The 26,223-nt window shown below is 67.5% G+C and carries 25 protein-coding genes; 19 read left to right on the forward strand and 6 right to left on the reverse strand.

Annotated elements, in window-relative coordinates; all coding sequences use genetic code 11:
- Position 1: 1 nt before the first annotated feature.
- The gene (locus ACW17Y_RS03025; RefSeq protein WP_492037309.1) at positions 2-1,216 is read right to left on the reverse strand and encodes an efflux RND transporter periplasmic adaptor subunit; all 1,215 of its coding nucleotides are present in this window, start codon (positions 1,214-1,216) and stop codon (positions 2-4) included.
- Between the two features lie 162 nt (positions 1,217-1,378).
- On the opposite strand from ACW17Y_RS03025, the gene ACW17Y_RS03030 reads away from it, so the two are divergent.
- The 12 genes from ACW17Y_RS03030 to ACW17Y_RS03085 all read left to right on the forward strand — a co-directional run bounded on the left by ACW17Y_RS03030 (position 1,379) and on the right by ACW17Y_RS03085 (position 13,943).
- Positions 1,379-1,945: a TetR/AcrR family transcriptional regulator gene (locus ACW17Y_RS03030; protein ID WP_492037310.1), complete on the forward strand. Its 567-nt coding sequence runs from the start codon at positions 1,379-1,381 to the stop codon at positions 1,943-1,945.
- Between the two features lie 227 nt (positions 1,946-2,172).
- Entirely contained in the window at positions 2,173-2,325 is a 153-nt protein-coding gene (locus tag ACW17Y_RS03035; RefSeq protein WP_492037311.1) for a hypothetical protein, read from the forward strand.
- A gap of 160 nt (positions 2,326-2,485) precedes the next feature.
- Positions 2,486-4,180 (forward strand): dihydroxy-acid dehydratase, encoded by a 1,695-nt coding sequence (gene ilvD / locus ACW17Y_RS03040; protein ID WP_492037312.1) that lies wholly within the window; start codon positions 2,486-2,488, stop codon positions 4,178-4,180.
- 3 nt (positions 4,181-4,183) lie between these two features.
- Complete coding sequence (ilvC, locus tag ACW17Y_RS03045; protein WP_492037313.1) at positions 4,184-5,194, forward strand: ketol-acid reductoisomerase; 1,011 nt, start codon at positions 4,184-4,186, stop codon at positions 5,192-5,194.
- A gap of 33 nt (positions 5,195-5,227) precedes the next feature.
- Positions 5,228-6,952, forward strand: coding sequence for an acetolactate synthase 2 catalytic subunit (ilvG, locus tag ACW17Y_RS03050; protein ID WP_492037314.1), 1,725 nt, complete (start codon positions 5,228-5,230; stop codon positions 6,950-6,952).
- Positions 6,952-7,218 (forward strand): ACT domain-containing protein, encoded by a 267-nt coding sequence (locus tag ACW17Y_RS03055; RefSeq protein ID WP_492037315.1) that lies wholly within the window; start codon positions 6,952-6,954, stop codon positions 7,216-7,218. Before ilvG ends, ACW17Y_RS03055 begins: the two co-directional genes overlap by 1 nt.
- Positions 7,215-8,435, forward strand: coding sequence for a 2-isopropylmalate synthase (locus ACW17Y_RS03060; RefSeq protein WP_492037316.1), 1,221 nt, complete (start codon positions 7,215-7,217; stop codon positions 8,433-8,435). Before ACW17Y_RS03055 ends, ACW17Y_RS03060 begins: the two co-directional genes overlap by 4 nt.
- The gene (gene leuC, locus ACW17Y_RS03065) at positions 8,422-9,840 is read left to right on the forward strand and encodes a 3-isopropylmalate dehydratase large subunit (RefSeq protein WP_492037317.1); all 1,419 of its coding nucleotides are present in this window, start codon (positions 8,422-8,424) and stop codon (positions 9,838-9,840) included. The genes ACW17Y_RS03060 and leuC overlap by 14 nt, the downstream gene beginning before the upstream one ends.
- Entirely contained in the window at positions 9,833-10,423 is a 591-nt protein-coding gene (leuD, locus tag ACW17Y_RS03070) for a 3-isopropylmalate dehydratase small subunit (RefSeq protein ID WP_492037318.1), read from the forward strand. Before leuC ends, leuD begins: the two co-directional genes overlap by 8 nt.
- The gene (leuB, locus tag ACW17Y_RS03075) at positions 10,423-11,523 is read left to right on the forward strand and encodes a 3-isopropylmalate dehydrogenase (RefSeq protein ID WP_492037319.1); all 1,101 of its coding nucleotides are present in this window, start codon (positions 10,423-10,425) and stop codon (positions 11,521-11,523) included. The genes leuD and leuB overlap by 1 nt, the downstream gene beginning before the upstream one ends.
- A gap of 192 nt (positions 11,524-11,715) precedes the next feature.
- A complete protein-coding gene (locus ACW17Y_RS03080; protein WP_492037320.1) occupies positions 11,716-13,182 on the forward strand; it encodes an ammonium transporter in 1,467 nt (488 codons plus the stop codon).
- Positions 13,183-13,262: 80 nt separating this feature from the next.
- Positions 13,263-13,943 (forward strand): TorF family putative porin, encoded by a 681-nt coding sequence (locus tag ACW17Y_RS03085; RefSeq protein WP_492037321.1) that lies wholly within the window; start codon positions 13,263-13,265, stop codon positions 13,941-13,943.
- Between the two features lie 71 nt (positions 13,944-14,014).
- Here ACW17Y_RS03085 and ACW17Y_RS03090 read toward each other — a convergent pair whose 3' ends face one another.
- Complete coding sequence (locus ACW17Y_RS03090; protein ID WP_492037322.1) at positions 14,015-15,646, reverse strand: alpha-amylase family glycosyl hydrolase; 1,632 nt, start codon at positions 15,644-15,646, stop codon at positions 14,015-14,017.
- Positions 15,647-15,811: 165 nt separating this feature from the next.
- On the opposite strand from ACW17Y_RS03090, the gene ACW17Y_RS03095 reads away from it, so the two are divergent.
- Positions 15,812-17,320 (forward strand): MFS transporter, encoded by a 1,509-nt coding sequence (locus ACW17Y_RS03095; protein WP_492037323.1) that lies wholly within the window; start codon positions 15,812-15,814, stop codon positions 17,318-17,320.
- A 31-nt stretch (positions 17,321-17,351) separates the two neighbouring features.
- On the opposite strand, the gene ACW17Y_RS03100 is transcribed toward ACW17Y_RS03095, so the two are convergent.
- Genes ACW17Y_RS03100 through ACW17Y_RS03110 form a run of 3 tightly spaced genes read right to left on the reverse strand, consistent with a single transcriptional unit; the run spans position 17,352 to position 19,077 of the window.
- The gene (locus ACW17Y_RS03100) at positions 17,352-17,966 is read right to left on the reverse strand and encodes a DUF1190 domain-containing protein (RefSeq protein ID WP_492037324.1); all 615 of its coding nucleotides are present in this window, start codon (positions 17,964-17,966) and stop codon (positions 17,352-17,354) included.
- A 7-nt stretch (positions 17,967-17,973) separates the two neighbouring features.
- Positions 17,974-18,384, reverse strand: coding sequence for a DUF350 domain-containing protein (locus ACW17Y_RS03105; protein WP_492037325.1), 411 nt, complete (start codon positions 18,382-18,384; stop codon positions 17,974-17,976).
- A 30-nt stretch (positions 18,385-18,414) separates the two neighbouring features.
- Positions 18,415-19,077: a YjfK family protein gene (locus ACW17Y_RS03110; RefSeq protein WP_492037326.1), complete on the reverse strand. Its 663-nt coding sequence runs from the start codon at positions 19,075-19,077 to the stop codon at positions 18,415-18,417.
- Positions 19,078-19,172: 95 nt separating this feature from the next.
- On the opposite strand from ACW17Y_RS03110, the gene ACW17Y_RS03115 reads away from it, so the two are divergent.
- The 4 genes from ACW17Y_RS03115 (at position 19,173) to ACW17Y_RS03130 (ending at position 22,858) form a co-directional block, all read left to right on the forward strand.
- Positions 19,173-19,847 (forward strand): YjfI family protein, encoded by a 675-nt coding sequence (locus tag ACW17Y_RS03115; RefSeq protein WP_492037327.1) that lies wholly within the window; start codon positions 19,173-19,175, stop codon positions 19,845-19,847.
- A 19-nt stretch (positions 19,848-19,866) separates the two neighbouring features.
- The gene (locus ACW17Y_RS03120; RefSeq protein WP_492037328.1) at positions 19,867-20,613 is read left to right on the forward strand and encodes a PspA/IM30 family protein; all 747 of its coding nucleotides are present in this window, start codon (positions 19,867-19,869) and stop codon (positions 20,611-20,613) included.
- A 205-nt stretch (positions 20,614-20,818) separates the two neighbouring features.
- Positions 20,819-21,979 (forward strand): glutathionylspermidine synthase family protein, encoded by a 1,161-nt coding sequence (locus tag ACW17Y_RS03125; RefSeq protein WP_492037329.1) that lies wholly within the window; start codon positions 20,819-20,821, stop codon positions 21,977-21,979.
- Positions 21,980-22,051: 72 nt separating this feature from the next.
- Complete coding sequence (locus ACW17Y_RS03130) at positions 22,052-22,858, forward strand: metallophosphoesterase family protein (RefSeq protein ID WP_492037330.1); 807 nt, start codon at positions 22,052-22,054, stop codon at positions 22,856-22,858.
- Here the strand turns inward: ACW17Y_RS03130 and ACW17Y_RS03135 are convergent.
- A complete protein-coding gene (locus tag ACW17Y_RS03135) occupies positions 22,855-23,727 on the reverse strand; it encodes a WecB/TagA/CpsF family glycosyltransferase (protein WP_492037331.1) in 873 nt (290 codons plus the stop codon). The two genes, ACW17Y_RS03130 and ACW17Y_RS03135, sit on opposite strands and share 4 nt — an antisense overlap.
- A 128-nt stretch (positions 23,728-23,855) precedes the next feature.
- Here ACW17Y_RS03135 and ACW17Y_RS03140 point away from each other — a divergent pair, with 128 nt between their 5' ends.
- On the forward strand, positions 23,856-25,160 hold the full coding sequence (locus ACW17Y_RS03140; protein WP_492037332.1) for a UDP-glucose dehydrogenase family protein: 1,305 nt from the start codon (positions 23,856-23,858) through the stop codon (positions 25,158-25,160).
- A gap of 44 nt (positions 25,161-25,204) precedes the next feature.
- Entirely contained in the window at positions 25,205-26,146 is a 942-nt protein-coding gene (locus ACW17Y_RS03145; RefSeq protein ID WP_492038232.1) for an NAD-dependent epimerase/dehydratase family protein, read from the forward strand.
- Positions 26,147-26,223 lie beyond the last annotated feature (77 nt).

Consider the following 26,223-nt stretch of genomic DNA (forward strand, 5'->3'; position numbering starts at 1 on the left):
CTCAGTCGCCGACGGTGACGGATTGCGTCAGGGCGCCGGCGGAGGTGCCGGTCGCGGCTGGCGGGGCGTAGGTGGTCGGGACGGATTCCGGGCGTGGCTGGCGCGCGATGCGGCCGTTGGTGGGGGCGACCTTCATGCCCGGCATGGCGCGTTGCAGGCCGTCGATGATGATCCGGTCGGTCGGGCGGAGGCCCGAGCGGACGACGCGCAGCCCGTCGACGAGCGGTCCGAGCTGGACCGGCGTCGGGGTGACGGTGCCATCGGCGTTGACGACCGAGACGACGCGGCGGGCCTGATCCGTGCCGATGGCCGAATCCGGCACCAGCAGGGCGTCATAGGCGCCGGCGCCGGCGACGCGGGCCTGGGCGAACATGCCCGGCTTCAGGAAGCCGTCGCCGTTCGGGATGACCGCGCGCAGGCGGATTGTGCCGGAGCTGGCGTCGACCGCGTTGTCGGTGAAGTCGAGCGTACCTGAGCGGACAAAGTCGCTCTCGTCCTGCAGGCGGATGCGGACCGGCGCCGAGCGGCCGGCGCGGGCGTCGCGCTGATACTTGAGCAGCAGGGCTTCCGAGCCCTCGAACACGAAATAGATCGGCGAGGACGAGACGATCGTCGTCAGCACGTCGGCGGCGGAAGACCCGCCGGCGACGACATTGCCCGGATCGACGCGACGGTCCGACACGCGGCCGGAGGCCGGGGCGGTGACACGGGTGAACTCGAGTTCCAGCTGACGGGCGCGGACGGCGGCGTGGGCGGAGGCGACGCTGGCCTCGGCGGTCTGGACCGCGCCCTTGTTGGTGTCGACCTCGGCCTGGCTGACGGCCTGGCTGGCCAGCAGGCCTTCCGAGCGGGTCAGGTTGGTGCGGGCGAGCGTCAGCTGGGCCTGGGCCTGGTTGAGTGCCGCGCGGGCAGAGGCCAGCTGGGCCTGGGCCGGACGCTGATCGAGCGTGAACAGCAGCTGGCCGCGTTGCACATAGTCGCCGTCGCGGAAGTGGACGGACTGGATGAAGCCGCCGACGCGGGCCCGGACCTCGACGGAAGAGGTGGCCTCGAATCGACCGGTGAAATCGTCCCAGTCGACGACGCGTTCGGCCAGCGGCACGGCCACGGTGACCGGCGCGGCGGGCGGCGGGCCCTGGGCCTCCGAACGTTGCGAACAGCCATAAAGCGCGCCCGTCACGAGGACGGACACGGCGATGATCTTCAGCCTGCGCATGCGCGCAATCTCCCTGGTGGGGCAAATTCCCTGTCGGGCGCGACCAGCATCACGGGGGAGGAGGTCCCGGTCATCGCCTGATGACTTACTTGTGTCCATCGGCCGCCCTTGTCAACAGCCGATGACATGGCCATACCTTTCCTACGGTTACTGGAGATCACATTGAGTTTCGCCGTTTGCCATCGACCCCGGAATGCCGCGGCCACCCGCAGTGCGATTCTCGACGCGGCCAGCAAACGGTTCGCGGCCGAGAGCTATGACCAGGTGGGGATGCGAGACATCGCAAGGGATGTCGGCGTCGATCCCGCACTGATCTCCCGCTATTTCGGCTCCAAGGAAGAACTGTTCCGGGCCGTGCTCGACGACTGCGACGGCAAGGACCTCATGGAAGGCGACCGGGCGACCTTTGGCGAGCGGATGGCCGACGACCTGGTCTATGGTCCGGCCAAGGATGACGATCTGGCCTGGCTGCTGATCATGCTGAAGTCAGCCGGTTCGCCCAAGGCGGCGGAGATCGTTCAGCAGTTGTCGACCGAGTGCTTCTATCAGCCGTTTACCGAGTGGCTGGGCGGCGACGACGCGCCGATTCGCGCGCGGATCCTGGCCGGGATCCTCATGGGCGTGGCCGTGGGGCGCGATCTGTCCGGGGGTATGAAACTGTCCGCCGAGGAGTGCGAACGGATGAAAGCGCGCCTCGCCCCCATGCTGCAGGAACTCGTCGACGGCTAACGCGGTGGTCCGTCCGGCCCGTGCCGGCCGACCGCCCGAGGAGCAGGGCGCGCGGAGTTAGACCCGCAACCGCCGCGCATGCGGCGGATATCACCTGACCCGCGCTGGCCGCTGGTTAGAATTGCCTCCTGGGTATCCAAAGGGGCAGATATTGGAAGTTTCTTCCAAAAACAGGTTGTGCAGCGCAGCGATCTCTGGCCTTATGTCCTGGTAAACAGGAGTTGGCCGTGAGCCACGAGACCCGTCACACCCCGACCCGCCGCACGGCTCGCGCCGTCGCTGTCGCGCGTCCGACGACGTCGCCTGCCGCCCTGACCACCCTTATTCTCACCGTACTCCTTGGCCTGCTCTCCGGAGCGGCGTGGATGCAACTGACCTGAACCCAAGCAAAATCAGGATCGACCGCAGCCACCCGCTCCCGAAAGGAAGCGGGTTTTTTGTTGCGCCGGTCCGGGACCTCTCTCGGAACGCCTCAAGACCATGACGCAAGATTTCACCCCGGACGACACGGCTCCTTCGCCTCAGCGAAGAAGCGCCGTCGTGACTGCTGGAGCCAACCGTGCGGCGGCGCGCAGCTATCTGCGCGCCGCCGGCATGCAGGACGCTGACTTCGAGAAGCCGATGATCGCGGTGGTCAACACCTGGTCGTCGGTGACGCCGTGCAACATGCATCTGGACCGGCTGGCCAGGGACGTCCGCGCCGGGATCACCGCGGCCGGCGGCTTCCCGATCGACTTCAACACCATCGTCGTCACCGACGGCATCTCGATGGGCACGCCCGGCATGAAGGCCTCGCTGATCTCCCGCGAGGTTGTCGCAGACTCGATCGAGCTGGCGGTTCAGGGGCATCAGCTGGACGGCGTCGTCTGCATCGTCGGTTGCGACAAGACGATCCCGGCGGCGGCCATGGCCCTGGCCCGGATGGATATCCCGGGTCTGGTCTACTACGGCGGGACGATCATGCCGGGCGTCATCGGCGGCAAGGAGATCTCCATCCAGGAGGTGTTCGAGGCCATCGGCGCGCGCGGCGCCGGGACGATCGACGACGACCAGCTGAAGATGGTCGAGAGCGCGGCCTGCCCCGGCGCCGGCGCCTGCGGCGGTCAGTTCACGGCCAACACCATGGCCATGGCCCTGTCGGTCATGGGCCTGTCGCCGATGGGCGCGAACGACGTGCCCGCCGTCGATCCGATGAAGGGCGCGCAAGGCCACCGCTGCGGCGAGCTGATCGTCGAGCGGGTCTTCGCCGGCGACACGGCCCGCAAATACATCACCCGCGCGTCGCTGAAGAACGCGGCGGCCGCCGTCTCGGCTTCCGGCGGATCGACCAATGCGGTGCTGCACCTGACCGCCATCGCCATCGAGGCGGGGATCGAGTTCGGCGTCGAGGAATGCAACACCGCCTGCGAGGAGACGCCGGTCATCTGCGACCTGAAGCCGGGCGGCCGGTTCCTGGCCTCGCACCTGTACGCCTCGGGCGGCACCCGGCTGGTGACCCAGCGGCTGGCCGAGGCCGGCAAGATCGTCAACGCGCCGACCGTCTCGGGCCGCAGCCTGTTCGCCGAGGCCGCCGAGGCGGAGGAGACCCCGGGCCAGCAGGTCGTGTCGACCGTCGCCGAGCCCTTCAGCCCGCGCGGCTCCTATGCCGTGATCTACGGCGACATCGCTCCGGACGGCGCGGTCATCAAGCTGACCGGCCACAAGGTCGACCGGTTCGAAGGCCCGGCCTGTGTGTTCGATTCGGAGGAAGACGCCTTCCACGCCGTCCAGGACGGTTCGGTCGGCGAGGGCGACGTCATCGTCATCCGCTACGAAGGTCCGCAAGGCGGCCCGGGCATGCGCGAGATGCTGCAGGTCACCGCCGCCCTGAAGGGCCGCGGCATCCACAACGTGGCCCTGATCACCGACGGCCGGTTCTCGGGCGCCAGCTACGGCTTCGTCGCCGGCCACGTGTCGCCGGAAGCGGCGGCGGGCGGCCCCATCGCCCTGATCCGCGACGGCGACCGCATCACCATCGACGTCACCGCGCGCCGCATCGATGTCGCCGCCGACCTGGCCGCGCGTCGGACCAGCCACGTCGCTCCGCCGCTGAACGCCGCGACCGGCGTCTTCGCCAAATACCGCGCTTCGGTGGCCTCGGCCGCCCAGGGCGCCGTCACCATTCCCAACCCGCCCCCCGCTCAGACCAGACACTCCCAGGTCCGCGCGGAAACCCGTCAGACGCAGGAAGCCTAGGCCATGGAAATCTACACCAACGACGACATCCGTCCCGGCGTCATCGCCGGCCAGCGCATCGCCGTCATCGGCTATGGCTCGCAGGGCCGCGCCCACGCGCAGAACCTGAAGGACTCGGGCCACGACGTGGTCGTCGGCGTCCGTCACGGCGGCAAGGGCTGGAAAAACGCCCAGGCCGACGGCGTTCCGACCGCGGAGCCGGGCGAAGCGGTGAAGGGGGCGGACATCATCGCCATCCTGACCCCCGACATGGCCCAGGCCGAGATCTACAAGACGGTCATCGAGCCCAATGCGAAGAAGGGCGCGGCCATCCTGTTCGCCCACGGCTTCTCGATCCTGTACGGCCGCGTCACCCCACGTAAGGACATGGACGTGATCCTGGTCGCGCCCAAGGGGCCTGGCGATCTGGTCCGTCGGGAGTACGCGCGCGGACGCGGCGTCCCCGCCCTGTTCGCGGTCGAGCAGGACGCGACCGGCAAGGCTCGCGACCGGGCCATGGGCTATGCGAAGGGCATCGGCGGCGCGACCGGCGGCCTGCTGGAAACTTCCTTCAAGGAAGAAACCGAGACCGATCTGTTCGGCGAACAGGCCGTCCTGTGCGGCGGCGCCAAGGAACTGGTCATGGGTGGTTTCACCACCCTGGTCGAGGCCGGCTACCAGCCCGAGATCGCCTATTTCGAATGCATGCACGAGCTGAAGCTGATCGTGGACCTGTTCTACGAAGGCGGCATCACCAAGATGAACGAGTTCATCTCGGAGACGGCCAAATGGGGTTCGGTCGTCTCGGGCCCGCGCGTGATCAATGCCGAGACCCGTGCGCGCATGAAGGAGATACTGACCGAGATCCAGGACGGCACCTTCGCTCGTGAATGGATCGCCGAGAACGAGGCCGGAAAGGGTGCCTATGACGCCTTGGTCAAGGCCGACGGCGAGCACCTGATCGAGTCGGTCGGCAAGGGTCTGCGCGAGCGGATGGCCTGGCTGCACGCGCCCAAGACCGCCGAAGCCGCATAGTCCAACTGCAAATAAATCAGCGTCAGAACCGCAATGACCGCCGTCGCCACCGCCATCAGCGCCAAAGCCGCAGCCGCTCCCCGGAGCGGTGCGCAGCTGCTCGTCTCCACCCTGGATCGGTTGGGCGTCGAGGTGGTGTTCGGCTATCCGGGCGGCGCGATCATGCCGGTCTATGACGCCCTGACCGGCGCAGGTGTGAAGCACATCCTGGTGCGTCACGAGCAGGGCGCAGCCTTCGCGGCCGACGCCTATGCCCGGGCGACCGGGAAGGTCGGGGTCTGTATGGCGACCTCGGGCCCGGGGGCGACCAACCTGATCACCGGCATCGCCAATGCGATGATGGATTCGGTGCCGATGGTCTGCATTACCGGCAATGTCGCAACCCATCTGATGGGCACCGACGCCTTCCAGGAGATCGACATTCTGGGCGTCACCCTGCCGCTGGTGAAACACTCGTGGGTCGTCCGCGATCCGGCGGACGTCCCCGCCGTGATCGAGGAGGCCTTCCACGTCGCCCGCTCGGGTCGCCCCGGTCCGGTGCTGGTCGATCTGCCCAAGGACGTGCAGGTCGGCATGACCTCGGACGACTTCGGCTTCCACTATCCGAACGACGTCACGCCGCTGGATCGCGCCGCGATCGCCGAGGCCGAGACCCTGATCCGCGCCGCCGAACGTCCGCTGATCTACATCGGCGGCGGGGTGAAGATCGCCGGCGCCGTCGAGGCCCTGCGCGACTTCGCCGAGCGGACGGGCATCCCCTCAGTGTCGACGCTGAACGCCCTGGGTTCGATCCGCACGGATGCGCCGGGTTTCCTGGGGATGCTGGGGATGCACGGCACGCGGGCCGCCAACGAGGCGGTGCAGGAAAGCGATCTGCTGATCGTCTTCGGCGCCCGGTTCGACGACCGCGCGACCGGCAAGCTGAACGAGTTCGCCCCCCATGCGAAGGTCGTCCATTTCGACATCGACCCGGCGGAGATCGGCAAGCTGCGCGCCGCCCACGTCCCTGTCATCGGCGACCTGAAGGCGGGCATCGAGGAACTGACCGCGCGCGTGGCCTCCGCCTCGCTGGCCATCGATCCGTGGATCATCCGCTCGACCTCGAACGCCAGGCGGAACGCCTTCCGCTACGACGCGCCGGGCGAGGGGGTCTATGCGCCCGCCCTGCTGAACGAACTGTCCAGGACCGCGGGCGACAGCTTCATCGCCGCCTGCGACGTCGGCCAGCACCAGATGTGGGTCGCCCAGCACTGCGAGTTTTCGCGTCCCGAATCCCACCTGACCTCGGGCGGCCTGGGCGCGATGGGCTACGGCCTGCCCGCCGGTCTGGGCGCCAAGCTGGCCAAGCCGGACGCCCACGTCGTGACCATCTCGGGTGACGGCAGCTTCATGATGAACATCCAGGAACTGGCGACCCTGCGCCGCTACGGCGTCGCCCTGAAGATCGTCCTGCTGGACAACGCCTCGCTGGGCCTGGTGCGCCAGTGGCAGGAGCTGTTCTTCGCCGAGAACTATTCAGAGGTCGACCTGTCGGACAATCCCGACTTCGTCGCCGTGGCCCAGGCCTTCGGCGTCGAGGCCTTCATGATCGACCAGCGGGGTCAGGTCACGGACGGCATCGCCCGTCTGCTGGCCGCGCCCGGTCCGTGCCTGATGCACGTCCTGATCGACCCCAAAGAGAACGTCTGGCCTCTGGTTCCGCCGGGCAAGAACAACGCTGAAATGCTTCACGACACGCGCTTTGAAGGAGACATGTGATGACGGACACCATCCAGATCCAGATCGACCGGGCCGACGGCTCGCTTCAGCGCCTCATCGGTCTCGTGGAGCGTCGCGGCTTCCACATCGACGCCATGAGCCTGTCGGACGAGGGCGCCATGCGCCGCGTTCAGCTGCAGGTCCGCGGCCGCGACGAGGGCCGCTGCACCGAGAATCTGGGCCGCCAGATCGACAAGCTGATCGGCGCCACCCGCGTCGGCTTCGCCGCCTCCGCCTACGGCTATCAGAGCGTAGCCGCAGCATGACCGCCTCAATCATCGACCGAGTAGCCACCGACCCGAACCGGGTCATCGTCTTCGATACGACCATGCGCGACGGTGAACAGGCGCCGGGCTTCTCCATGTCGCCCGACGACAAGGTTCGCATGGGTCGCACCCTGAAGGCTCTGGGCGTCGACGTCATGGAGGCCGGCTTCGCCGCTGCGTCGCCGGGCGACGAGGACTGCATCCGCGCCGTCGTCGGCGAGATGGCCGAGGACGACTCCGGCCCGGTCTTCTGTTCCCTGTCGCGCTCGAACGAGAGCGACATCGACGCGTCCTGGCGCGCCCTGCGCGGGACGAAACGTCGGCGTTGCCACGTCTTCATCGGCACCAGCCCCATCCACCGCGCCGCCAAGCTGAAGATGACGCCGGATCAGGTGCTGGCCCAGGCCGTGCGCTCGATCGAATACGCCCGCACCCATTTCCACGACGTCGAATTCTCCGCTGAGGACGCGATCCGCACCGAGCCCCAGTTCCTGGCCGAGGTGCTGGAGGCAGCGGCGGGAGCAGGGGCCTCGACCCTGAATGTGCCGGACACCGTCGGCTATGCGACCCCGGCCGAGATCGCGAGCCTGTACCGGTTCCTGATCGCCAGGATCCGCCCGAACTTCCCGAACGTGATCTTCTCGACACACTGCCACAACGACCTCGGCCTGGCCGTCGCCAACAGCCTGTCGGCGATCGAGGCAGGCGTGCGCCAGGTCGAATCGACCATCAACGGCATCGGCGAACGCGCCGGCAACGCCGCTCTGGAAGAGGTCGTCATGGCCCTGCGGGTCCGGGCCGAACGCTATGGCGTGACCACCGGCATCGACACGACCAAGCTGCTGGAGACCAGCCGCATGCTGAGCGAGGTCACCCACTCGCCGATCGTCCGCAACAAGGCGATCGTCGGTATCAATGCCTTCGCCCACGAGGCCGGAATTCACCAGCACGGCATGTACGCCGATGCCCGCACCTATGAGATCATGCGTCCCGAGGACGTAGGCTTCTCGGGCAGCTTCTTCGTCCTGGGCAAGCATTCGGGCCGGACGGCGGTGCAGAAGCGGGCCGAGGTTCTGGGCTATCCGCTGATTGGCGATCACCTGACCGACGCCTTCGCCGCCTTCAAGACGCGGGCCGACGAGATCGGTGAGATCGACGACGCCGAACTGATCGCCATCTGCACGGCGACGCAAAGGGACGCACATGTCGCCGCCTAGGACTTTGTTCGACAAGGTCTGGGACGCCCACGTCGTCACGCCGGAGACGGCCGACACGCCGGGCGTCCTCTATATCGACCTGCATCTGGTCCACGAGGTCACCAGCCCCCAGGCCTTCACCGAGATCGAGGCGAGGGGGCTGAAGGTCCGCCGCCCCGATCGCACCTTCGCGACCCTGGATCATTCGACCCCGACCCTGCCGGCCGGACTGAACGGCCTGAAGCCCTATGTCACCGCCGAAGCCGAGGCCCAGGTGCATCGGCTGGAGGCCAACTGCGAGCGGCACGGGATTGATCTGGCCGGATGGGACTCTGCGGATCGCGGCGTGGTCCATGTCATGGGACCGGAGCTGGGCCTGACCCAGCCGGGCATGACCGTCGTCTGCGGCGATAGCCATACGGCGACGCACGGCGCCTTCGGGGCCCTGGCCTTCGGCATCGGCACCTCGGAAGTCGGCCATGTTCTGGCGACCCAGTGCCTGTTGCAGCGCAAATCGAAGGCGATGCGGGTGACGGTCACCGGCGCCCTGACGCCGGGGGTGTCGGGCAAGGACGTGGCCCTGGCCGTCATCGCCGAACTGGGCTTCGGCGGCGGCACGGGCTTCGTCATCGAATATGCAGGCGAGGCCGTGCGGTCGCTCGACATGGAAGGGCGGATGACCCTCTGCAACATGTCTATCGAGGCCGGCGCGCGCGCGGGCATGATCGCGCCGGACGCGACAGCCATCGACTGGCTGCGCGGCCGCAAGCACGTGCCGCAGGGCGACGCCTATGAGGCGAGGGCGGCCGGGTGGCTGACGCTGGCGACGGATCCGGGCGCGGTGTTCGACGCCGAGGTCGTGATCGACGGCGCCGCGATCCGTCCCATGGCGACCTGGGGCACCACGCCGGATGCGGGTTCGCCCATTGGATCCAAGGTTCCGGAGCCGAAGTCGGACAGCGATCGCAAGGCCCTGGCCTATATGGGTTTCGAGGCCGGGGAGACGACGACGACCCAGGCCGTGGACGTGGTCTTCATCGGGTCGTGCACCAATGGTCGCTTGCCCGACCTGCGGGCTGCCGCCGATGTACTGCGCGGTCGCAAGGTCAAGGCCGGCCTGCGCATGCTGGTCGTGCCGGGCTCCGAGGCGGTGCGACGCGACGCTGAGGCCGAGGGCCTGCATCACGTCTTCATCGAGGCCGGCGCCGAATGGCGCATCCCGGGCTGCTCCATGTGCATCGCCATGAACGGGGACTTCGTCGCACCGGGCCAACTGGCCGTCTCGACCTCCAACCGCAATTTCGAAGGCCGTCAGGGCAAGGGGGCGCGCACCATCCTGGCCAGTCCGGCGACGGCGGCGGCCTCGGCCATCGCAGGGGTCCTGACCGATCCTCGTGTCTATCTGTCGGAGGCGGTCGATGCCTGAACCGTTGAAAGTCCTGACGTCACGCACCCTGGTCCTGACCCAGGCCAATATCGACACCGACCAGATCATCCCTGCGCGCTTCCTGACCACGACCGAGACGACGGGTCTGGGCGAGAAGGCCTTCTACGACTGGCGCTATGAGGCCGACGGCTCGGCCCGGCCGGAGGCGGTGCTGAACCGGATCGATCCGGCCGAGCATCGCATCCTGGTGGCCGGCGACAATTTCGGCTGCGGCTCGTCGCGCGAGCATGCGCCCTGGGCTCTGTACGACTACGGCTTCCGCGCGGTGATCTCGACGTCCATCGCCGACATCTTCACCTCCAACGCCCTCAAGAACGGCTTCCTGCCGGTCGTCGTCGATCAGGCGACCTGGGAGGATCTGGTCGCCAACCCGGAACAGGTCGTGACCGTCGATCTGGAGGCCGGAGAGGTCCGCCGGGGCAACCATGCGCCGGTCGCCTTTGCGGTCGAGCCGTTTGCGCGCCAGTGTCTGCTGGACGGCGTCGACACCCTGGGCTGGCTCCAGAAGCACATGCCTGACATCGAAGCCTACGAACGTACCCACTACCCGGAGCCCGCGTGATGCCGAATACCCAGACCTACAACATCGTCCTGTTGCCCGGTGACGGCGTGGGGCCGGAGGTTATCTCGGCGGCCAAGGATGTGCTGCGCGTCATCGCCGACTTCTACGGCCACAGGTTCGACTTCGCCGAGCATCTGATCGGCGGCGCCGGCATTGATGCGACCGGCGACCCCCTGCCGCCCGAGACGACCGCCGCCTGTCTGGCCGCCGACGGCGTTCTGCTGGGCGCGGTCGGCGGGCCGAAGTGGGACGGCGGCAAGCGTCGTCCGGAAGAAGGTCTGCTGGGCATCCGCAAGGCTATGGGCCTGTTCGCCAACCTGCGTCCGCTGCAGGTCTCGCCTGTGCTGGCGCACCGTTCGCCGCTGAAGAAGGAGATCGTCGAGGGCGTCGATCTGATCGTCTTCCGCGAACTGACCGGCGGCGTCTATTTCGGCGAAAAGACCCGCACCGACACCATGGCGTCCGACCTGTGCATCTATACGGTGCCGGAGATCGAACGCGTCGCGCGGGCTGCCTTCAAGACCGCCCTGCAAAGACGCGGCAAGGTGACCTCGGTCGACAAGGCCAATGTCATGGAGACCTCGAGGCTGTGGCGTGAAGTCGTCACCCGCATCCACGCCGAGGAGTTCCCGCAGGTCCAGCTGGAGCACGCCCTGGTCGACTCCATGGCCATGCACCTGATCCGCAAACCCCGTGAGTACGACGTCATCCTGACCGAGAATATGTTCGGCGACATCCTGTCGGACGAGATCTCGGTGCTGGGCGGATCGATCGGCCTGTTGCCGTCGGCGTCGCTGGGCGAGTCGGGACCGGGCCTGTTCGAGCCGATCCACGGCTCGGCGCCGGACATCGCGGGTCAGGACCTGGCCAACCCGGTCGGGACGATTCTGTCGGCGGCGATGATGCTGCGTCACAGCCTGAACCTCGACGACGAGGCTTCGTCGATCGAGGCGGCGGTCGCGGCCGTCCTGGCGGCCGGCGCCACGACGGCGGACCTGGGTGGCGAACTGGGCACACGGGCGGCGGCTGAGGCGATCATCGACGCGATCCGGGCGATCCACTGGGCCGCCGCACACCGCGTCCAGATGCACTGGGGTTAACCTTTTCGTCACACCTGCGGCGCGCGAAAAATTTGTGCGCTGCAGCTACGGTGAAGGTTATATCTTGCCCATTGTGGGTGTGTAACCTGCGACACGCACACTAAAATTGCGCCGAATACGGCCGAACCCCTTGCGTCTCTCGCCTTTGCGGTAAACAGTTCGCAACTGCGAGATCACACAGGGGATGCATTCATGTCGCAGTTCTTCAATCGGCTACCGGGCATCCTTGCCCTTTGTCTTCTGACAATCGGACTCTTCTACGCGGGCGGCGCCTTCGCCCAGGAAGCCGCCGCGCCGGCTCCGACCACCGAGGCCGCCGCTCCGTCAACGCCCGTCGCGGACGCTGCCGCCGCCGTCGAAACCGCCGCTGCCGAGGTGGCGGAGGCCGTTGTTCCTGATGAGGAAGCGGCCGCTCCCACCCTTCTGGCCCACCAGGCCGCCCTCGAACTCGACGCCGCCGGCACCAGCTGGCTGGGCACCTCGACCGCCCTGGTCCTGCTCATGACCCTCCCCGGTCTGGCCCTGTTCTATGGCGGCATGGTCCGTCGCAAGAACGTGGTGGCGACCATCACCCAGTCGGTCGGCGTGTTCGCCGTGGTGACCCTGGTGTGGTTCATCGCCGGCTATTCGATCGCCTTCAGCGCCAACTCCGACCCGGCGCTCCAGCCCTATATCGGGGGCTTTGACGCCCTGTTCCTGAACGGCATTTCCCTGCAGACGGCCAACGCCCTGCTGCCCGGAATCCCTGAGTTCCTGTTCATCTCCTTCCAGATGACCTTCGCCATCATCACGCCGGCCCTGATCACCGGCGCCTTCGCCGAGCGTTTCAAGTACTCGGCTCTGCTGCTGTTCACCGCCCTCTGGTCGCTGCTGATCTACGCACCGATCTGCCACTGGGTCTGGGGCGGCGGCTTCCTCGGTTCGGCCGGCGTGCTGGACTTTGCCGGCGGCGCGGTCGTTCACGTCAACTCGGGTGTGGCCGGTCTGGTCTGCGCCATTTTCCTGGGTCGTCGCAAAGGCTACGGCACTGAAGTGATCAACCCGCACAACCCCGTCCTGACCATGATCGGCGCCTCGCTGCTGCTGGTCGGCTGGATCGGCTTCAACGCCGGTTCGGCGGGCGCCGCCAACGACCTGATGGGTGTAGCTCTGCTGAACACCATCCTGGCCGCCGCCGCCGCCGCCCTGACCTGGAAGATCGTCGAGGTCATCGAGAAGAAGAAGGTGTCGCTGATCGGCATGCTGTCCGGCGTTGTCGCCGGTCTGGTCGCCATCACCCCGGCCGCCGGCTTTGTCGATCCCAAGGGCGCGGTCCTCATCGGCCTGATCGCCGGACCGGTCTGCTACATCTCGTCGGTGTGGATCAAGAAACTGCTCCGCTACGACGACTCGCTGGACGCCTTCGGCATCCACGGCGCCGGTGGTCTGATCGGCGCGCTTCTGACCGGCGTGTTCGCCACGACCGCGATCAACAGCCTCGGCGAAGGCGCCAATATCCCGACCCAGGCCCTTGGCCTGGCCTGGACCATCGCCTACTCGGCTGTCGGCACCTTCATCATCCTGATCATCTGCAAGTTCACGACCGGACTTCGCGTCACCGATGCCCAGGAAGCCGAAGGCCTCGACACCACCCTCCACGGCGAAGCCCTGGAACACTGACCAAGACGACGCCGGGCGCGACTCTCCTCGCGTCCGGCGGCAACTGGACGATCAATCAAAATCATACGGGGATAAGAGTAATGAGACTGCAAGTTTCCTGCGCCGCGCTCGCCGCCGCGCTCGCCACCTTCGCCGCCGGCTCCGCTTCCGCTCAGGACGTGGACATCGCCTTCAACGCGGCCGTTACCAGCGACTATGTCTTCCGCGGCTACAGCCAGACGGACGAGGATCCCGCCCTGCAGGCCGGCGTCGATCTGACCTTCGGCAGCTGGTACGCGGGCGCCTGGGCCTCGAACGTCGACTTCGGCGACGACACCGACGCCGAGATCGATTTGTACGGCGGCATCCGCACCGAGGCCGGCGGCTTCGCCCTGGACTTCGGCGTGGTCGGCTACGGCTATGTGAACGAGCCCTCGGCGGCCGACTACAACTATGTCGAACTGAAAGCGGCCGCGTCGCGCGCGATCGGTCCGGTCACCGCGGGTGTCGCCTTCTACTATTCGCCCGACTTCTTCGGCGCGGATGGAGAAGCCTTCTACACCGAGGCGAATGCCGCCTTCTCGCCGGCCCCGGGCTGGACGGTGTCAGGCGCCGTCGGCAAGCAGGTACTGGACATCAACGCGGACTACACGACGTGGAACGCGGGCGTGGCCTGGGCCTTCACTGAAAACCTGGTCGCGGATGTGCGCTACCACGACACGGACGTCGACGGCCCCCTGTCAGATGATCGCATTGTCGGCACGTTGAAAGTGCTGTTCTAGGAGCCACGCGGTCGGCCACACGTAGGAGAAGGCGCGCCCCCGGGCGCGCCTTTTTCGTTTCGCGATGGGGATCAGCCGCGCGCCAGGATCACGCCCGCCATCGGCGGCAGCTGCGCCTGAAGGTCGCCCGGATTGACCCCGTCCAGCACCCGCCAGCCGGCGGGGATCGACCAGGCGACAGGCGCGTGCCCGAGGTTGAAGGCGCACAGGAGGACATTGTTGTCGGTTTCGCGCCTGAACAGGAGAAGGTCGTCTTTCGCCTCCAGCACGGTCATCGACCCGAGCCTCAACGCCGGGTGGGCGCGACGGAGGGCGATCAGGCGCCGCGCCAGATGCAGGGTCGAAGCCGGGTCTGCGTCCTGGATTTCGACCGCCAATGCCGCGTGCCGCGGATCGACCGGCAGCCATGGCTCGACGGTCGAGAAGCCCGCGAAGGGCGCGTCCTTTCTCCACGGCATCGGCGTGCGGGCGCCGTCGCGACCCAGGGTCTCGGGCCAGTTGGCGATGGCCTCGGGATCGACCAGCCGCTCGAACGGCACCTCGGCTTGGGGCAGTCCCAGTTCCTCACCCTGGTAGATGAACACGTTGCCGCGCAGGCAGATCAGCAGCAGCAGGGCCATCTCGGCGAAGGCCCCGGGGTCCCGCCCCTCGGCCCAGCGGGACATGGCGCGCGGCGCGTCGTGGTTCGAGAAGGCCCACGACGGCCAGCCCTCGCCCGGCGCGCCCGGCCACTGCGCCGGACCCTGCCGGACCAGATCGGGCGTCAGCCGGTCGGCGTACAGATAGAGGAAGCCATAGGCCGACTGCAGCCGCGTCGAGCCCTCCGTATAGAGCTTCATCTCCTCATCGGACCGGTCGCCCACGACCTCGGCCACCATGAACCGGTCGCCGTCATAGCTGTCGGTCAGGGCCCGCAGCCGCGTCAGGAAATCGAGGATCTCGGGCTGGGACTGGTTGTGAATGTGCTGTTGGAAATCGAACGACCGCGTCCGCTTGCCGGGCGTTTCGACCGGCGGGTTGTCGGTCAGGGCCGGGTCGTGCATCGAGAAGTTCAGGGCGTCGCAGCGGAAGCCGTCCACGCCGCGATCCAGCCAGAAGCGCGCGGCGTCCAGAAGCGCATCCTGAACTTCAGGCCTGCGCGTATTCAGCTGCGGCTGCGAGCTGAGGAAGTTGTGCATGTAGTACTGGCCCCGGCGCGCATCCCAGGTCCAGGCCGGGCCGCCGAACACCGACTGCCAGTTCGAGGGCGGCGAGCCCTCCGGCTTCGCTTCGGCCCAGACATACCAGTCGGCCCTGGGATTGGTCCGGTCCCGCCGGCTTTCCTGGAACCAGGCGTGTTCGTCGGAGGTGTGGGCATAGACCTGGTCGATGATGATCTTCAGGCCCAGCGCGTGCGCTCGGGCGATCAGCCGGTCGAAGTCCTCGATCGTGCCGAAGATCGGATCGACCCCGACATAGTCCGCGACGTCGTAGCCGAAGTCCCTCATCGGCGAGGTGAAGAAGGGCGAAAGCCAGATCGCATCCACCCCCAGCGAGGCGATGTGGTCCAGATGCGCCGTGATCCCGGGCAGGTCGCCGACTCCGTCGCCGTTCGTGTCGGCAAAGGAGCGCGGATAGACCTGATAGATGACGGCGCCGCGCCACCATTCACGGCTGGACGGGGCAGGGTTCTGAGGGTCGGAAGCCGCGGCGGAAAGGTTCATGAACGGACCAGATCACCCCCTTGGCCCGCCGTCCACCGCCGGAAGCGGTGTGGCCACTTTTCGTTACGCGCATCAAGATCGGGCTGGACGGCGCGGCCGATCCGCGTGAGGCATGGGGCGTAAGCGGTTACGGGCGACCCACGCCCGACAGGAAACGAGGCCAGGATGACCGAGACGACCACCACGCCGGCAAAAGGCACGGGCCTCGCCTTCGCCTATGTCACGACCCTGTTCTTCGCCTGGGGGTTCGCGACCTCGCTGATCGACCCCCTGGTCGCAGCGGTGCGCGGGGTCTTCTCGCTGAACTTCACCGAGGCCCTGCTGACCCAGTTCGCCTGGTTCACGGCCTATGGCGTCTTCGCCCTTCCGGCGGCCTTTGTTCTGGCGCGTCTGGGCTATGCGCGCTCGATCGTGGGCGCGCTCGGCGTCATGGTGCTGGGCGCCCTGATCGTGCCGCTGTCGACCCTCCTGGACTTCTACCCCGGCGTTCTGGCCGCCCTGTTCGTGATCGGCGGCGGGGTTACCCTGTTGCAGGTCGCCGCCAACCCTCTGGCCGCCGCCCTCGGGTCGGAGCGCGGATCGCACTTCCGCCTCGTCCTGTCCCAGGCGTTCAACTCCCTCGGCACCGTGGTCGGGCCATTGCTGGGTGCGACGGTCATGCTGTCGGGCGGCATCTTCGTCGCCGGCGGCGTGACGGCCCTCGGCTCGTTCAGCGCCCTGATCCTGCTCGGCCTTGGCGTGGTCTTCGGCCTCGTGGCCGGCGCCCTGCTGGGCGGTCTTCGCCGCGACCTCAAGGGCTGGATCCCGCTGGGCGCCGCCATCGGCCTGGCCGTCGGCTGGCTGGTCTTCCTGCACAACTACATCGGCGGCCTCGCGCCCTCGGTCGCGCCCGCGGCTCCGGTCGAAGCGGCGCCCACCGTCCTGGACCCCGCGCTCCGCGCCCAGACCCTCGCCAATATCGACGCCGTCTTCATCGGTCTGGCCGTCTTCTTCGCCCTGCTGGCCGGCTTCATCTGGATGATCCGGGCCAAGCTTGCGGCCGCCACGGTCTCGACCGAGCGGGGCGCGTCGCCGTTCGAGGCGCTGAAGTCGCGCTGGGCGGTGTTCGGCGCGATCGGCATCTTCATCTACGTCGGGTCGGAGGTCGCCATCGGCAGCCTGATGACCAACTTCCTGGAGGCGCCCAACATCCTCAGCCTGTCGGTCAGCGACGCGGGCCGTCTGGTCGCCCTCTACTGGGCCGGCGCCCTGATGGGCCGGTTCGCGGGCAGTGCGCTGCTGACCCGGATCCCGGCGGCGACCCTGCTGATCGTGTTCACCACCCTGGCGGCGATCCTGTGCGCCGTCGTGACCCAGACGGGCGGCGCGACCGCCGCCTTCGCGGCGCTGGCGGTGGGGCTGTTCAACTCCATCATGTTCCCGGCCATCTTCACCCTGACGCTGGAGCGCAGCACCGCCCCGGCCTCGGCCACCTCGGGGCTGCTGGTGTTCGGCATCATCGGCGGAGCGATCCTGCCGCTGGTCGCCGGTCGTGTGGCGGACGCCGCCGGGGTCATCAATCCAGCCTTCTTCGTGCCGCTGGCCGGTTATGTGCTGTTGGTGATCTTCGCGGTCGCCGCCTCGCGCGCCAAGGTCCACGCCATCGGCGCCGCGCCGAGCACCGGCGGGCACTGACAAAAAGACCCTCTCCCGAAGGGAGAGGGTTTTAGCCCCCGTAGCCCCGTCCGCCGCCGCCGAAGCCGCCGCGCGAGACGACGGTGGTGCGGCTCTGCACCCGGCTCGGGGCCTGACGCGCGACGTCGGTCCCGTAGTCGCGGCCGTTGGCGACCTGACGACCCGTGCGGTAGTCGCGGCTCAGATAGCCGCCGCCGTAGCCGTTCTGGTAGTTGCCGTCGCGGTCGCGATACAGGCCCCCGCCGCCGCGATAGCCGCCGCCGTTCAGCATCTGGCCGATCACAAACCCGGTCAGCAGGGGCGTGAAGAACGACCCGCCGGAGCTGTTCGGACGGCACTGGTCCGGTCCCCACTGGCCTTCGCATTCCGACTGGGTCGCGTAGCGGGGTGCGGTGGTCTCGGCCTGGGTGCGGGCGTTGGCCTCAGCCGCGTCGCACTCGGTGTCCGATATGTCGTTGGCGGCCTTGCACTCGTCGAGCGAGGTGTAGGCCAAAGCCGGTACGGGCTCCGGCACAGCGACCTGCGGCGCGCCGCAGGCGGCGAGCGAGAAGGAGGCCGTGGCCATCAGGCTGGTGACCTGCAGCGTCCGGGACCGCTTCATGCGGCGCATGGTCGTGGTCTCGGCGGGGGAGGGGGTGTCGCTCATCTTGCCCTCAGGTCGTCATGCAGGCGGCGTTCAGCAAGCCGACGCAGATGGAAATGGACGCCAGATAGATGGAGGCCGCGATCTCGCCCGCCTCGATCCGCGTCGCCAGATTGCGGAACGCCAGGCGGCTGATGACCACGAAGACCCCGATCTGGATCACGCCCGCGAGCGTCGCCCAGGCCGCGAACTCCATCAGGCTGACGGTGTGCGACAGGGCCGAGGCCAGCGGCAGGACATAGCCGATCAGGGCGCCGCCCAGGGCGATCGCCGCCGCCGGGTTGCCATCCCGGATCAGGGTCCGCTCATGATAGGGCGTGACCCACTGGTAGATCAGCTTGAACGCCACGGTGAAGACGCCCGCCGCGGCGAAGGCGATGACGAAGGCGGTGGCCCCCGTCTGGAATGCGAACCAGTCCATCGTGTCTCTATTCCTTCGTTGCAGAGCGGCTCACGCCGTGAACTCGCCGACTTCCAGGGGGATGCCGACCATGATCTCGTGGCTGATGTCGGCCGATTTTCCGGGCGCCTTCTCGGGCTCCATCTCCAGCGCCAGCATCAGTTCGCGCCCGCCCGACAGGTCGCGCGCATACAGCATGCAGGTCTGGAAGATCCGGCCATAGGGGACAGTCGCCGTGCGGTCGTCCCAGATCGATTCCCACAGGGTCACCGGCGGCTGGCGCGCATCGCTCTCGGCGAACCAGTATCGGGGATAGGACGGCAGTTCCTCGGCCGCCCCGTCGAACACCGGCTCGCTGAGCCGATCGGTCCAGAGGCGGCGCTCGCGCGGCCCGGGCGGATAGGCGCTGGTCCAGGGGATGAACAGGGAGAAGTCATAGGCCTCGGCGCCTGAAGCGTCGTCGCTCATGGCCTGAAGCATCACATGGTCGTCGGTATAGAAGCGGTGCACATGCTGGCCGCTGTCCAGGGCGATCGTGCCCTGGGCTGTGATCTCCAGCGCGTCGCGATCCAGGTTGAAGACCGTCTCGGGCTGCAGCCGTCGCCACGCCAGCGGGTCCAGAGACACGGTCCGGCCCAGGGTGATATTGCGCACGACCGCCAGTCGATTGACGGGTTCCGCAGCAGGTTGTCCGCCGAAGAGACGCTTGAACATGGTCCGGTCTTTACGCCGCATCGGTCGCGGCCACGAATGAAATTCGCATCCCGCTTGTCGAACGTCAAGCGTTCATGTTACGCGTTACATGCAACATGGCGGACGCGACGAACATCACTGCATCGCCCGGCACGGATCGCATCCGCGCCTGGCGGAAGGCGCGTCGCGACGCCGGTCAGGTCAAGCTGGAGTTCTGGGTCCCCCGTGACTGCCGCGACGATGTCCGGGCCGCTGTCCACGCCATCGTCACCGACTCGACCCGGGGTCCCGCGCTTGCGCCCCGCCGCCCACGCCCCACCTCACTACCATCAACCGGAGCCGATCCTCACATGGACGCCGTCATCGAAACCGCCTGGACCGTTCCCGCCGTCAAGGCGGCGCTGGAAGACTCGTCGCTGGTTCGCGAGGGGGAAATGACCCTGCGCGTGCTGGAGGGGGCCGACCCCGTGCTGCTGGCGACCATGCATGAGTACGGCGACCTGCCGATCTATCTGTCGGTCGGCGGCGCCCAGATCGTGGTCTCGGTCCTGCTGTGGCCCGTGTCGGAACAGGCGGACACCGCCCGCTTCAACGAGTTCCTGCTCAAGGCCCAGCGCGTCGTGCCACTGTCGAACTTCGCCATCACCACGGTCGGGGATCAGGACGTCTATGAACTGATGGGCGAGCTGTCTTCGAAGACGACGCTTCAGACTATCCTCATCGAACTGCGGACCCTGGCCGAGAACGCCATCGACGCGACCAGCCTTCGCGACACCTTCGGCGCCGCCTGACCCTTCGGAGATCACAGACATGTCCATGCTCGCCAAACTCTCCGCCCTGTTCCGCGGCACCGCCCATGATGCGGCGCAAGGCGTCGTCGACCAGAACGCCCTGAAGATCCTCGATCAGGAAATCCGCGACGCCGATACGGCGCAAGGGAAGGCCCGCGACGACCTCGCCGGCCTCGTCGCCCGCCGCCGCATGGCCGAAAACGAGATGACCTCGTTCCGCGACCAGATCGCCAAGTACGAGAGCTCGACCCGCGCCGCCCTCGGCCAGGGCAAGACCGATCTCGCCCGCGAAGTCGCCGGCCGGATCGCCGAGCTGGAATCCGAGATCGGCACGCGCGGCCCGCTGATCGAGAACATGAAGGCCGCCGAGGCCCGCCTGCGCACCGCCATCGCCTCGACCGACCAGAAGATCGAGACCCTGCGTCGCGAGATCGACATCGTGAAGGTCAACGAGAGTGTCCAGCGCGCCCAGACCTCCGTCGCCCTGCAATCGGCCGGCGCCCACTCGCGCATCGGCTCGGCCGCCGACAGCCTTCAGCGCATCAAGCAGCGTCAGGCGGTCCAGGAAGAGCGTCTGCGCGTGGGTCAGGAGTTCGAGGACAAGCGCACGGGCGCCGACCTCGACGCCAAGCTGAAGGAAGCCGGCATCCTGCCGGGCCATTCGTCGGCCGACGATGTCCTGGCGCGACTGACGCAACAGGACGTGACGGTGGTCACGCCACGCATCGGTCAGGCGACGCCGGCTGCTGACAAGGACCCGGGCTGACACTGAATCTCCTCCCTGTCGCGCAGCGATGGGGAGGTGGATCCGTAGCGAAGCGAAGGAGACGGAGGGGGCGACACCGACTCAGCGAGTGAGCACGACCAGCCTTACTTCAGCCGTTCCCTCGCCCCCTCCGTCACGACGCGAAGCCGCGTCGCGCCACCTCCCCATTCGCCAAGCGGCGAACGGGGAGGAGACAGGAAGCACCATGCAACGCCTCATCCTCCCCGAACGTCCCGACTGGCAGGCGAAGGCCGACAGCCTCGGCTTCACCTGGCACCACACGTCGGGCGATCCCTACTGGTCGGATAATGTCGCCTACGCCCTGACCCTTCAGGAGGTGGAGGAGGGGATCGAGGCGCCGACCGCCGAACTGCACCAGATGTGCCTCGACCTCGTCGACGAGGCGGTGAAGTCCGAGCGGCTGATGGCTCAGCTCGACATCCCGGAGAAGCTCCGGGACTACGTCGCCGACAGCTGGAAGCGGGGCGACCCGTCCCTCTATGGCCGGTTCGACTTCGCCTACGACGGCAAGGGCCCGGCGAAACTCTATGAGTACAATGCCGACACCCCGACCTCGATCTACGAGAGCGCAGTGTTCCAGTGGCTGTGGCTGGAGGACCGGATCGCCGACGGTTCGATTCCGGCCGGCGCCGACCAATTCAACAGCCTGCACGAGAAGCTTGTCGCCCGTTTCCACGCCATCTTCCCGAACGGCGGCTTCGTACATTTCTCGTCGGACCCCGACTTCGTCGAGGATCGCCAGACCGTCCGCTTCCTCGAGGATCTGGCCAAACAGGCCGGGCTCGATCCCAAATTCGTGGCCATCGGCGACATTGGCCTGAACGCCGACGGTCGCTTCGTGGACGAGGAGCACTGGCTGATCCAGGCCATGTTCAAACTCTATCCGTGGGAACAGATGCTGCGCGACGACTACGCCGAACCCCTGCCGACGGCCGAGGTCACGGTGCTGGAGCCGGCGTGGAAATCGATCCTCTCCAACAAGGGCATCCTGCCGCTGCTGTGGGAGCGCCATGCCGGCCACCCCAATCTGCTTGAGAGCTGGTTCGAGGACGACCCCGGGGCCTCGGCCCTGTCGTCCGCCCACGTCCGCAAGCCGCTTTTCTCTCGCGAGGGCGACAATATCTCGATCGTGGAGCCGAGCGGGACCGAAGCGGGCAAGGACGGCGGCTACGACGGTCGCGCCATCCTCCAGGCCGTGCATGCGCCGCCCGTCTTCGACGGCCGCCATGCCATCATCGGCTCATGGGTCGTGGGTGAGGAACCGGCCGGCATGTCGGTGCGCGAGGATGAGGGCCGCATCACGCGCAACGTCTCGCGCTTCGTCCCCCACTTCATCCGCGACTGAACCTCCGGCGTTAAGGTTGTCGTCCCCCGGGTTCGGCTTGAACGCGGTCAGGCGAGGGGGCATGTGATCGGCATGCTGTCCCGCCTGTTCCCCAATCGGCCCGCCCGGGCGGCGTCTCGCACGCCGTCCGACTGCGTCATCTGGGCGGTGGGCGACATCCACGGACGCTCCGATCTGGCCGACCGCCTGATCCAGGCCATCCGCGCCGACCTGTATGCGGCGGCGGCGAAGCGAAAGGTCGTCGTCTTCCTCGGTGACTACGTTGATCGCGGACTGGATTCCAAAGGCGTGCTGAACCAGCTGGTCAATCTGGCCGCCGATCCGGCGCTGGAAGTCCATCTCATCCGCGGCAATCACGAGGAGCGGATGGTGGCCTTCCTCCACGAACCGGAGTCTGGCCCGTCGTGGTGCGACTTTGGCGGTCGCGACACCCTGGCCTCCTACGGCGTCAGCCCCCCGCCGATGCGGGGCGACGCCCGGGCCTGGGCCGACGCCTCGCGCGCCCTTGCCGAGGCCTTGCCGGCTTCGCATCGTGATCTGCTGGCCGATCTGGAGAACTCGGTCTCCATCGGCGACTATTTCTTCGCCCACGCGGGCGCCCGGCCGGGCATCGCCCTGGCGGTCCAGTCGCCCGAGGATCTGATGTGGATTCGCCAGCCCTTCCTGGATCACGCCGGCCTGTTCGAGCAGGTCGTCGTCCACGGCCACACCCCTGTCGAGGCGGTCTACTCCGACGCCCGCCGCATCGGCGTGGACACCGGCGCCTACCTGACCAATGTGCTGTCGGCGGTCCGGCTCGAGGGCGAGACGCGGACCCTGCTTCAGGCGACGGGTCGCGCCGGTCGCGTGACGATCACGACTTCGGCCCTGGCGAGTTAGACCACGCGGCCAGGCCGCTTCGCGCGAAACGCCGTCCAGATATCCGCCAGGATCAGGTGACTCAGGCTCCACGGCTCGATCAGATAGCGGCGCGCCAGCCGCTTCGGATCGTGGACCAGGCGGAACAGCCATTCGAGCCCCATCCGCCCCATCCAGCGCGGCGCGGCCTTCTGCTCTCCGGCCTCGTAGTCGAAGGCGGCCCCGACCGAGAAGACGGCGCAGTTGGGCAGGGCGTCCAGATTGTCGAGGATCCACAGCTCCTGGCGCGGCATGCCCATGCCGACGAACAGGATGTGCGGGTCGAACGCCTTGATCTCGTTGACGACGACCGTGTTGTCCCGTGAGCCCGGGGTGGCGATGAAATAGCCGTCGCGCGCTCGAATGTCGGCGTCTGGATATTCGGCGGCCAGTCGTCCGCGCGCCCGCTCGACCACATGCCGTGCGCCGCCGACGTACATGACCCGCCAGCCCTTGCGGTTGACGAGGCTCCAGAAATGGTCGCGCCAGTCCAGATAGGTGCAGCGATGGAAGGCCTTGCCGTGCAGGCCCAGCAGCCTGGCGAAATGGATCAGGGGGGTGGAATCGACCTCGACCAGATCGGCCCTGTCGTAGAAGCGTTGAAGCCTCGGCTCCTTCTGCAACAGGGCGAGGCTGTTCAGATTGTGGTTGGCGATGAGGACCTTGCGGCGCGCGTCGACCCAGGTCTCGACGTGGTGCAGCACTTCTTCGGGGCGCACCAGATCCACGGTCTGGCCGAGCAGGCGAACGCGTTCGCGCTCGCGCCGCGCCTTGCGGAAGGGCGTGCGCGCCTGCTGGCGGCGGTCGGTCGCAACGGCTTCGGGCAGGGAGATGCGAGAGGCGTCGGTCATGCGCCTACACTGATCTTTCCGGCTCAAGATCGCGTAAGTGGACACGCTTAACAGGAGGTAGCGCCCGCCTTTTGCGCCGCCGGGGCGACTGGGCTAAGGCTGCCCGCGCTCTCGCTGGGAATATTTTGATGCGCGTCACGATGATTGGCACCGGTTATGTCGGCCTGGTGTCCGGGGCCTGTTTCGCCGATTTCGGCCATACGGTCGTCTGCGTCGACAAGGACCCGTCCAAGATCGAGCGGCTGCACCGGGGCGAGATCCCGATCTTCGAGCCCGGGCTGGATCAGCTGGTAGCCGACAACGTCAAGGCGGGGCGGCTGTCGTTCACCCTCGACGGCGCGGAGGCCATCCGTTCGGCGGACGTGATCTTCATCGCCGTCGGCACCCCGACACGTCGTGGCGACGGCCACGCCGACCTGTCCTACGTCTATTCGGCCGCCGAAGAGATCGCCGGACTGGTCGAGGGCTTCACCGTCATCGTCAACAAGTCGACGGTTCCTGTCGGCACCGGCGACGAGGTCGAGGCCATCATCCGCCGCGTGAATCCAGACGCCGACTTCGCCGTCGTCTCCAACCCGGAGTTCCTGCGCGAAGGCGCCGCGATCGAGGACTTCAAACGCCCGGACCGCGTCGTGGTCGGTACGGAAGATGACCGCGCCAAGGCCGTGATGGCCGAGGTCTATCGCCCGCTCAGCCTCAACGACTTCCCCGTCATCTACACGTCGCGCCGGACCTCGGAACTGATCAAATACGCCGGCAACGCCTTCCTCGCTTTGAAGATCACCTTCATCAACGAGATCGCGGACCTGTGCGAACAGGTCGGCGCCGACGTGCAGCAGGTGGCCAAAGGCATCGGTCTGGACGGCCGGATCGGTTCGAAATTCCTGAACGCCGGTCCGGGCTACGGCGGCTCCTGCTTCCCCAAGGACACGGTCGCTCTCGTCCGGACGGCCCAGCAGTACGGCACGCCGGTCCGGCTGGTAGAGACGACCGTCGAGGTCAACGACGCCCGCAAGAAGGCCATGGCCGACCGGGTCATCGCGGCCCTGGGTGGTTCCGGCGCGGGCAAGACCGTCGGTATCCTCGGCCTGGCCTTCAAGCCGAACACCGACGACATGCGCGATGCGCCGAGCCTCGACATCGTCCCGGCCCTGATCGCCGCCGGCGTGAAGGTTCAGGCCTACGATCCCGAGAGCATGCACGAGGCGAAGAAGCTTCTGCCCGACGTCGATTATCGCGAGAACGCCTACAGCGCGATCGAGGACGCCGACGCCATCCTCATCCTGACCGAGTGGGACCAGTTCCGCGCACTCGATCTGGACCGCATCAAGCTCCTGGCCCGCGCGCCGGTCATCGTCGATCTGAGGAACGTCTATCGCCCCGCCGAGATGCGCGCCCGCGGCTTCGCCTACACCAGCATCGGCCGGGGCTGAACGCCGTGACGGTCATCGTCACCGGCGCCGCCGGCTTCGTCGGCATGCATGTCGCGGAACGCCTGCTCCAGCGCGGAGAGACGGTGATCGGCGTCGACGACTTCAACGCCTACTACGACGTGGCCCTGAAGGACCTGCGGGCAGAACGGCTGGCCGCGTATCCCGCCTTCCGCATGGTCCGCGCCGACATCGCCGAGGCCGAGGCGATGGCCGAACTGGTCCGGTCCTCGGGCGCGAGGCGCGTCGTCCACCTCGCCGCCCAGGCCGGGGTCCGCTATTCGATCGAGAACCCCTTCGCCTACCAACGCTCCAACCTGCAGGGACACCTGTCGATCCTCGAAGCCTGCCGCCACAACGGCGTCGAGCATCTGGTCTACGCCTCATCCAGCTCGGTCTACGGCGACCGGCCTCTGTCGGGCGCCGAAGGTTCCGGGGGGTTCCGCGAGGACGATCCGACGGTCAGCCCCGTCTCGCTCTACGCGGCCACCAAACGCTCCTGCGAACTGCTGAGCCAGAGCTACGCCTCTCTCTATGGCTTCCCCCAGTCGGGCCTGCGGTTCTTCACCGTCTATGGACCGATGGGGCGACCGGACATGGCCTATTTCAGCTTCACCGAGAAGATCATGCGGGGCGACCCGATCGAGGTCTATGGCGAGGGAAAGATGGCGCGCGACTTCACCTTCGTCGACGACATCGTCGACGGGGTGGTGGGCGTGCTCGACAACCCGCCGGTCCGGGGCGGGCACGAGGTCTACAACATCGGCGATTCCAGCCCGGTCGGCCTGATGGACATGATCTCCACGCTTGAGGCGGCGCTGGGTCGCGAGGCGGTCAGGATCATGCGGCCGATGCAGGCCGGCGACGTCACGGCGACCTATGCCGACGTCTCCAAGCTGAACGCCCTGACCGGCTATGCGCCCAGGGTCGCCCTCGCCGAGGGGCTGGGCCGGTTCGTCGCCTGGTGGCGGGACTGGCGCGGGGTCTGAGTTTTCGAACAGGCGGAGGCCGTCAGCTTCCGTATGCCGACCCTCGCTATCGCGCTGACGAAGCGGTGCTATATCTG

It is taken from the genome of Brevundimonas sp. AVps7 (genome assembly GCF_058681545.1).

Excerpts from the sequence above, each read along its gene's own strand:
- ACW17Y_RS03025 (WP_492037309.1), bottom strand. The coding sequence starts at position 1,216 with ATGCGCAGGCTGAAGATCATCGCCGTGTCCGTCCTCGTGACGGGCGCG.
- ilvC (WP_492037313.1), top strand. The coding sequence starts at position 4,184 with ATGGAAATCTACACCAACGACGACATCCGTCCCGGCGTCATCGCCGGC.
- ilvG (WP_492037314.1), top strand. The coding sequence starts at position 5,228 with ATGACCGCCGTCGCCACCGCCATCAGCGCCAAAGCCGCAGCCGCTCCC.
- ACW17Y_RS03055 (WP_492037315.1), top strand. The coding sequence starts at position 6,952 with ATGACGGACACCATCCAGATCCAGATCGACCGGGCCGACGGCTCGCTT.
- ACW17Y_RS03060 (WP_492037316.1), top strand. The coding sequence starts at position 7,215 with ATGACCGCCTCAATCATCGACCGAGTAGCCACCGACCCGAACCGGGTC.
- leuC (WP_492037317.1), top strand. The coding sequence starts at position 8,422 with ATGTCGCCGCCTAGGACTTTGTTCGACAAGGTCTGGGACGCCCACGTC.
- leuD (WP_492037318.1), top strand. The coding sequence starts at position 9,833 with ATGCCTGAACCGTTGAAAGTCCTGACGTCACGCACCCTGGTCCTGACC.
- leuB (WP_492037319.1), top strand. The coding sequence starts at position 10,423 with ATGCCGAATACCCAGACCTACAACATCGTCCTGTTGCCCGGTGACGGC.
- ACW17Y_RS03080 (WP_492037320.1), top strand. The coding sequence starts at position 11,716 with ATGTCGCAGTTCTTCAATCGGCTACCGGGCATCCTTGCCCTTTGTCTT.
- ACW17Y_RS03085 (WP_492037321.1), top strand. The coding sequence starts at position 13,263 with ATGAGACTGCAAGTTTCCTGCGCCGCGCTCGCCGCCGCGCTCGCCACC.
- ACW17Y_RS03090 (WP_492037322.1), bottom strand. The coding sequence starts at position 15,646 with ATGAACCTTTCCGCCGCGGCTTCCGACCCTCAGAACCCTGCCCCGTCC.
- ACW17Y_RS03095 (WP_492037323.1), top strand. The coding sequence starts at position 15,812 with ATGACCGAGACGACCACCACGCCGGCAAAAGGCACGGGCCTCGCCTTC.
- ACW17Y_RS03100 (WP_492037324.1), bottom strand. The coding sequence starts at position 17,966 with ATGAGCGACACCCCCTCCCCCGCCGAGACCACGACCATGCGCCGCATG.
- ACW17Y_RS03105 (WP_492037325.1), bottom strand. The coding sequence starts at position 18,384 with ATGGACTGGTTCGCATTCCAGACGGGGGCCACCGCCTTCGTCATCGCC.
- ACW17Y_RS03110 (WP_492037326.1), bottom strand. The coding sequence starts at position 19,077 with ATGTTCAAGCGTCTCTTCGGCGGACAACCTGCTGCGGAACCCGTCAAT.
- ACW17Y_RS03115 (WP_492037327.1), top strand. The coding sequence starts at position 19,173 with ATGGCGGACGCGACGAACATCACTGCATCGCCCGGCACGGATCGCATC.
- ACW17Y_RS03120 (WP_492037328.1), top strand. The coding sequence starts at position 19,867 with ATGTCCATGCTCGCCAAACTCTCCGCCCTGTTCCGCGGCACCGCCCAT.
- ACW17Y_RS03125 (WP_492037329.1), top strand. The coding sequence starts at position 20,819 with ATGCAACGCCTCATCCTCCCCGAACGTCCCGACTGGCAGGCGAAGGCC.
- ACW17Y_RS03130 (WP_492037330.1), top strand. The coding sequence starts at position 22,052 with ATGCTGTCCCGCCTGTTCCCCAATCGGCCCGCCCGGGCGGCGTCTCGC.
- ACW17Y_RS03135 (WP_492037331.1), bottom strand. The coding sequence starts at position 23,727 with ATGACCGACGCCTCTCGCATCTCCCTGCCCGAAGCCGTTGCGACCGAC.
- ACW17Y_RS03140 (WP_492037332.1), top strand. The coding sequence starts at position 23,856 with ATGCGCGTCACGATGATTGGCACCGGTTATGTCGGCCTGGTGTCCGGG.
- ACW17Y_RS03145 (WP_492038232.1), top strand. The coding sequence starts at position 25,205 with ATGCATGTCGCGGAACGCCTGCTCCAGCGCGGAGAGACGGTGATCGGC.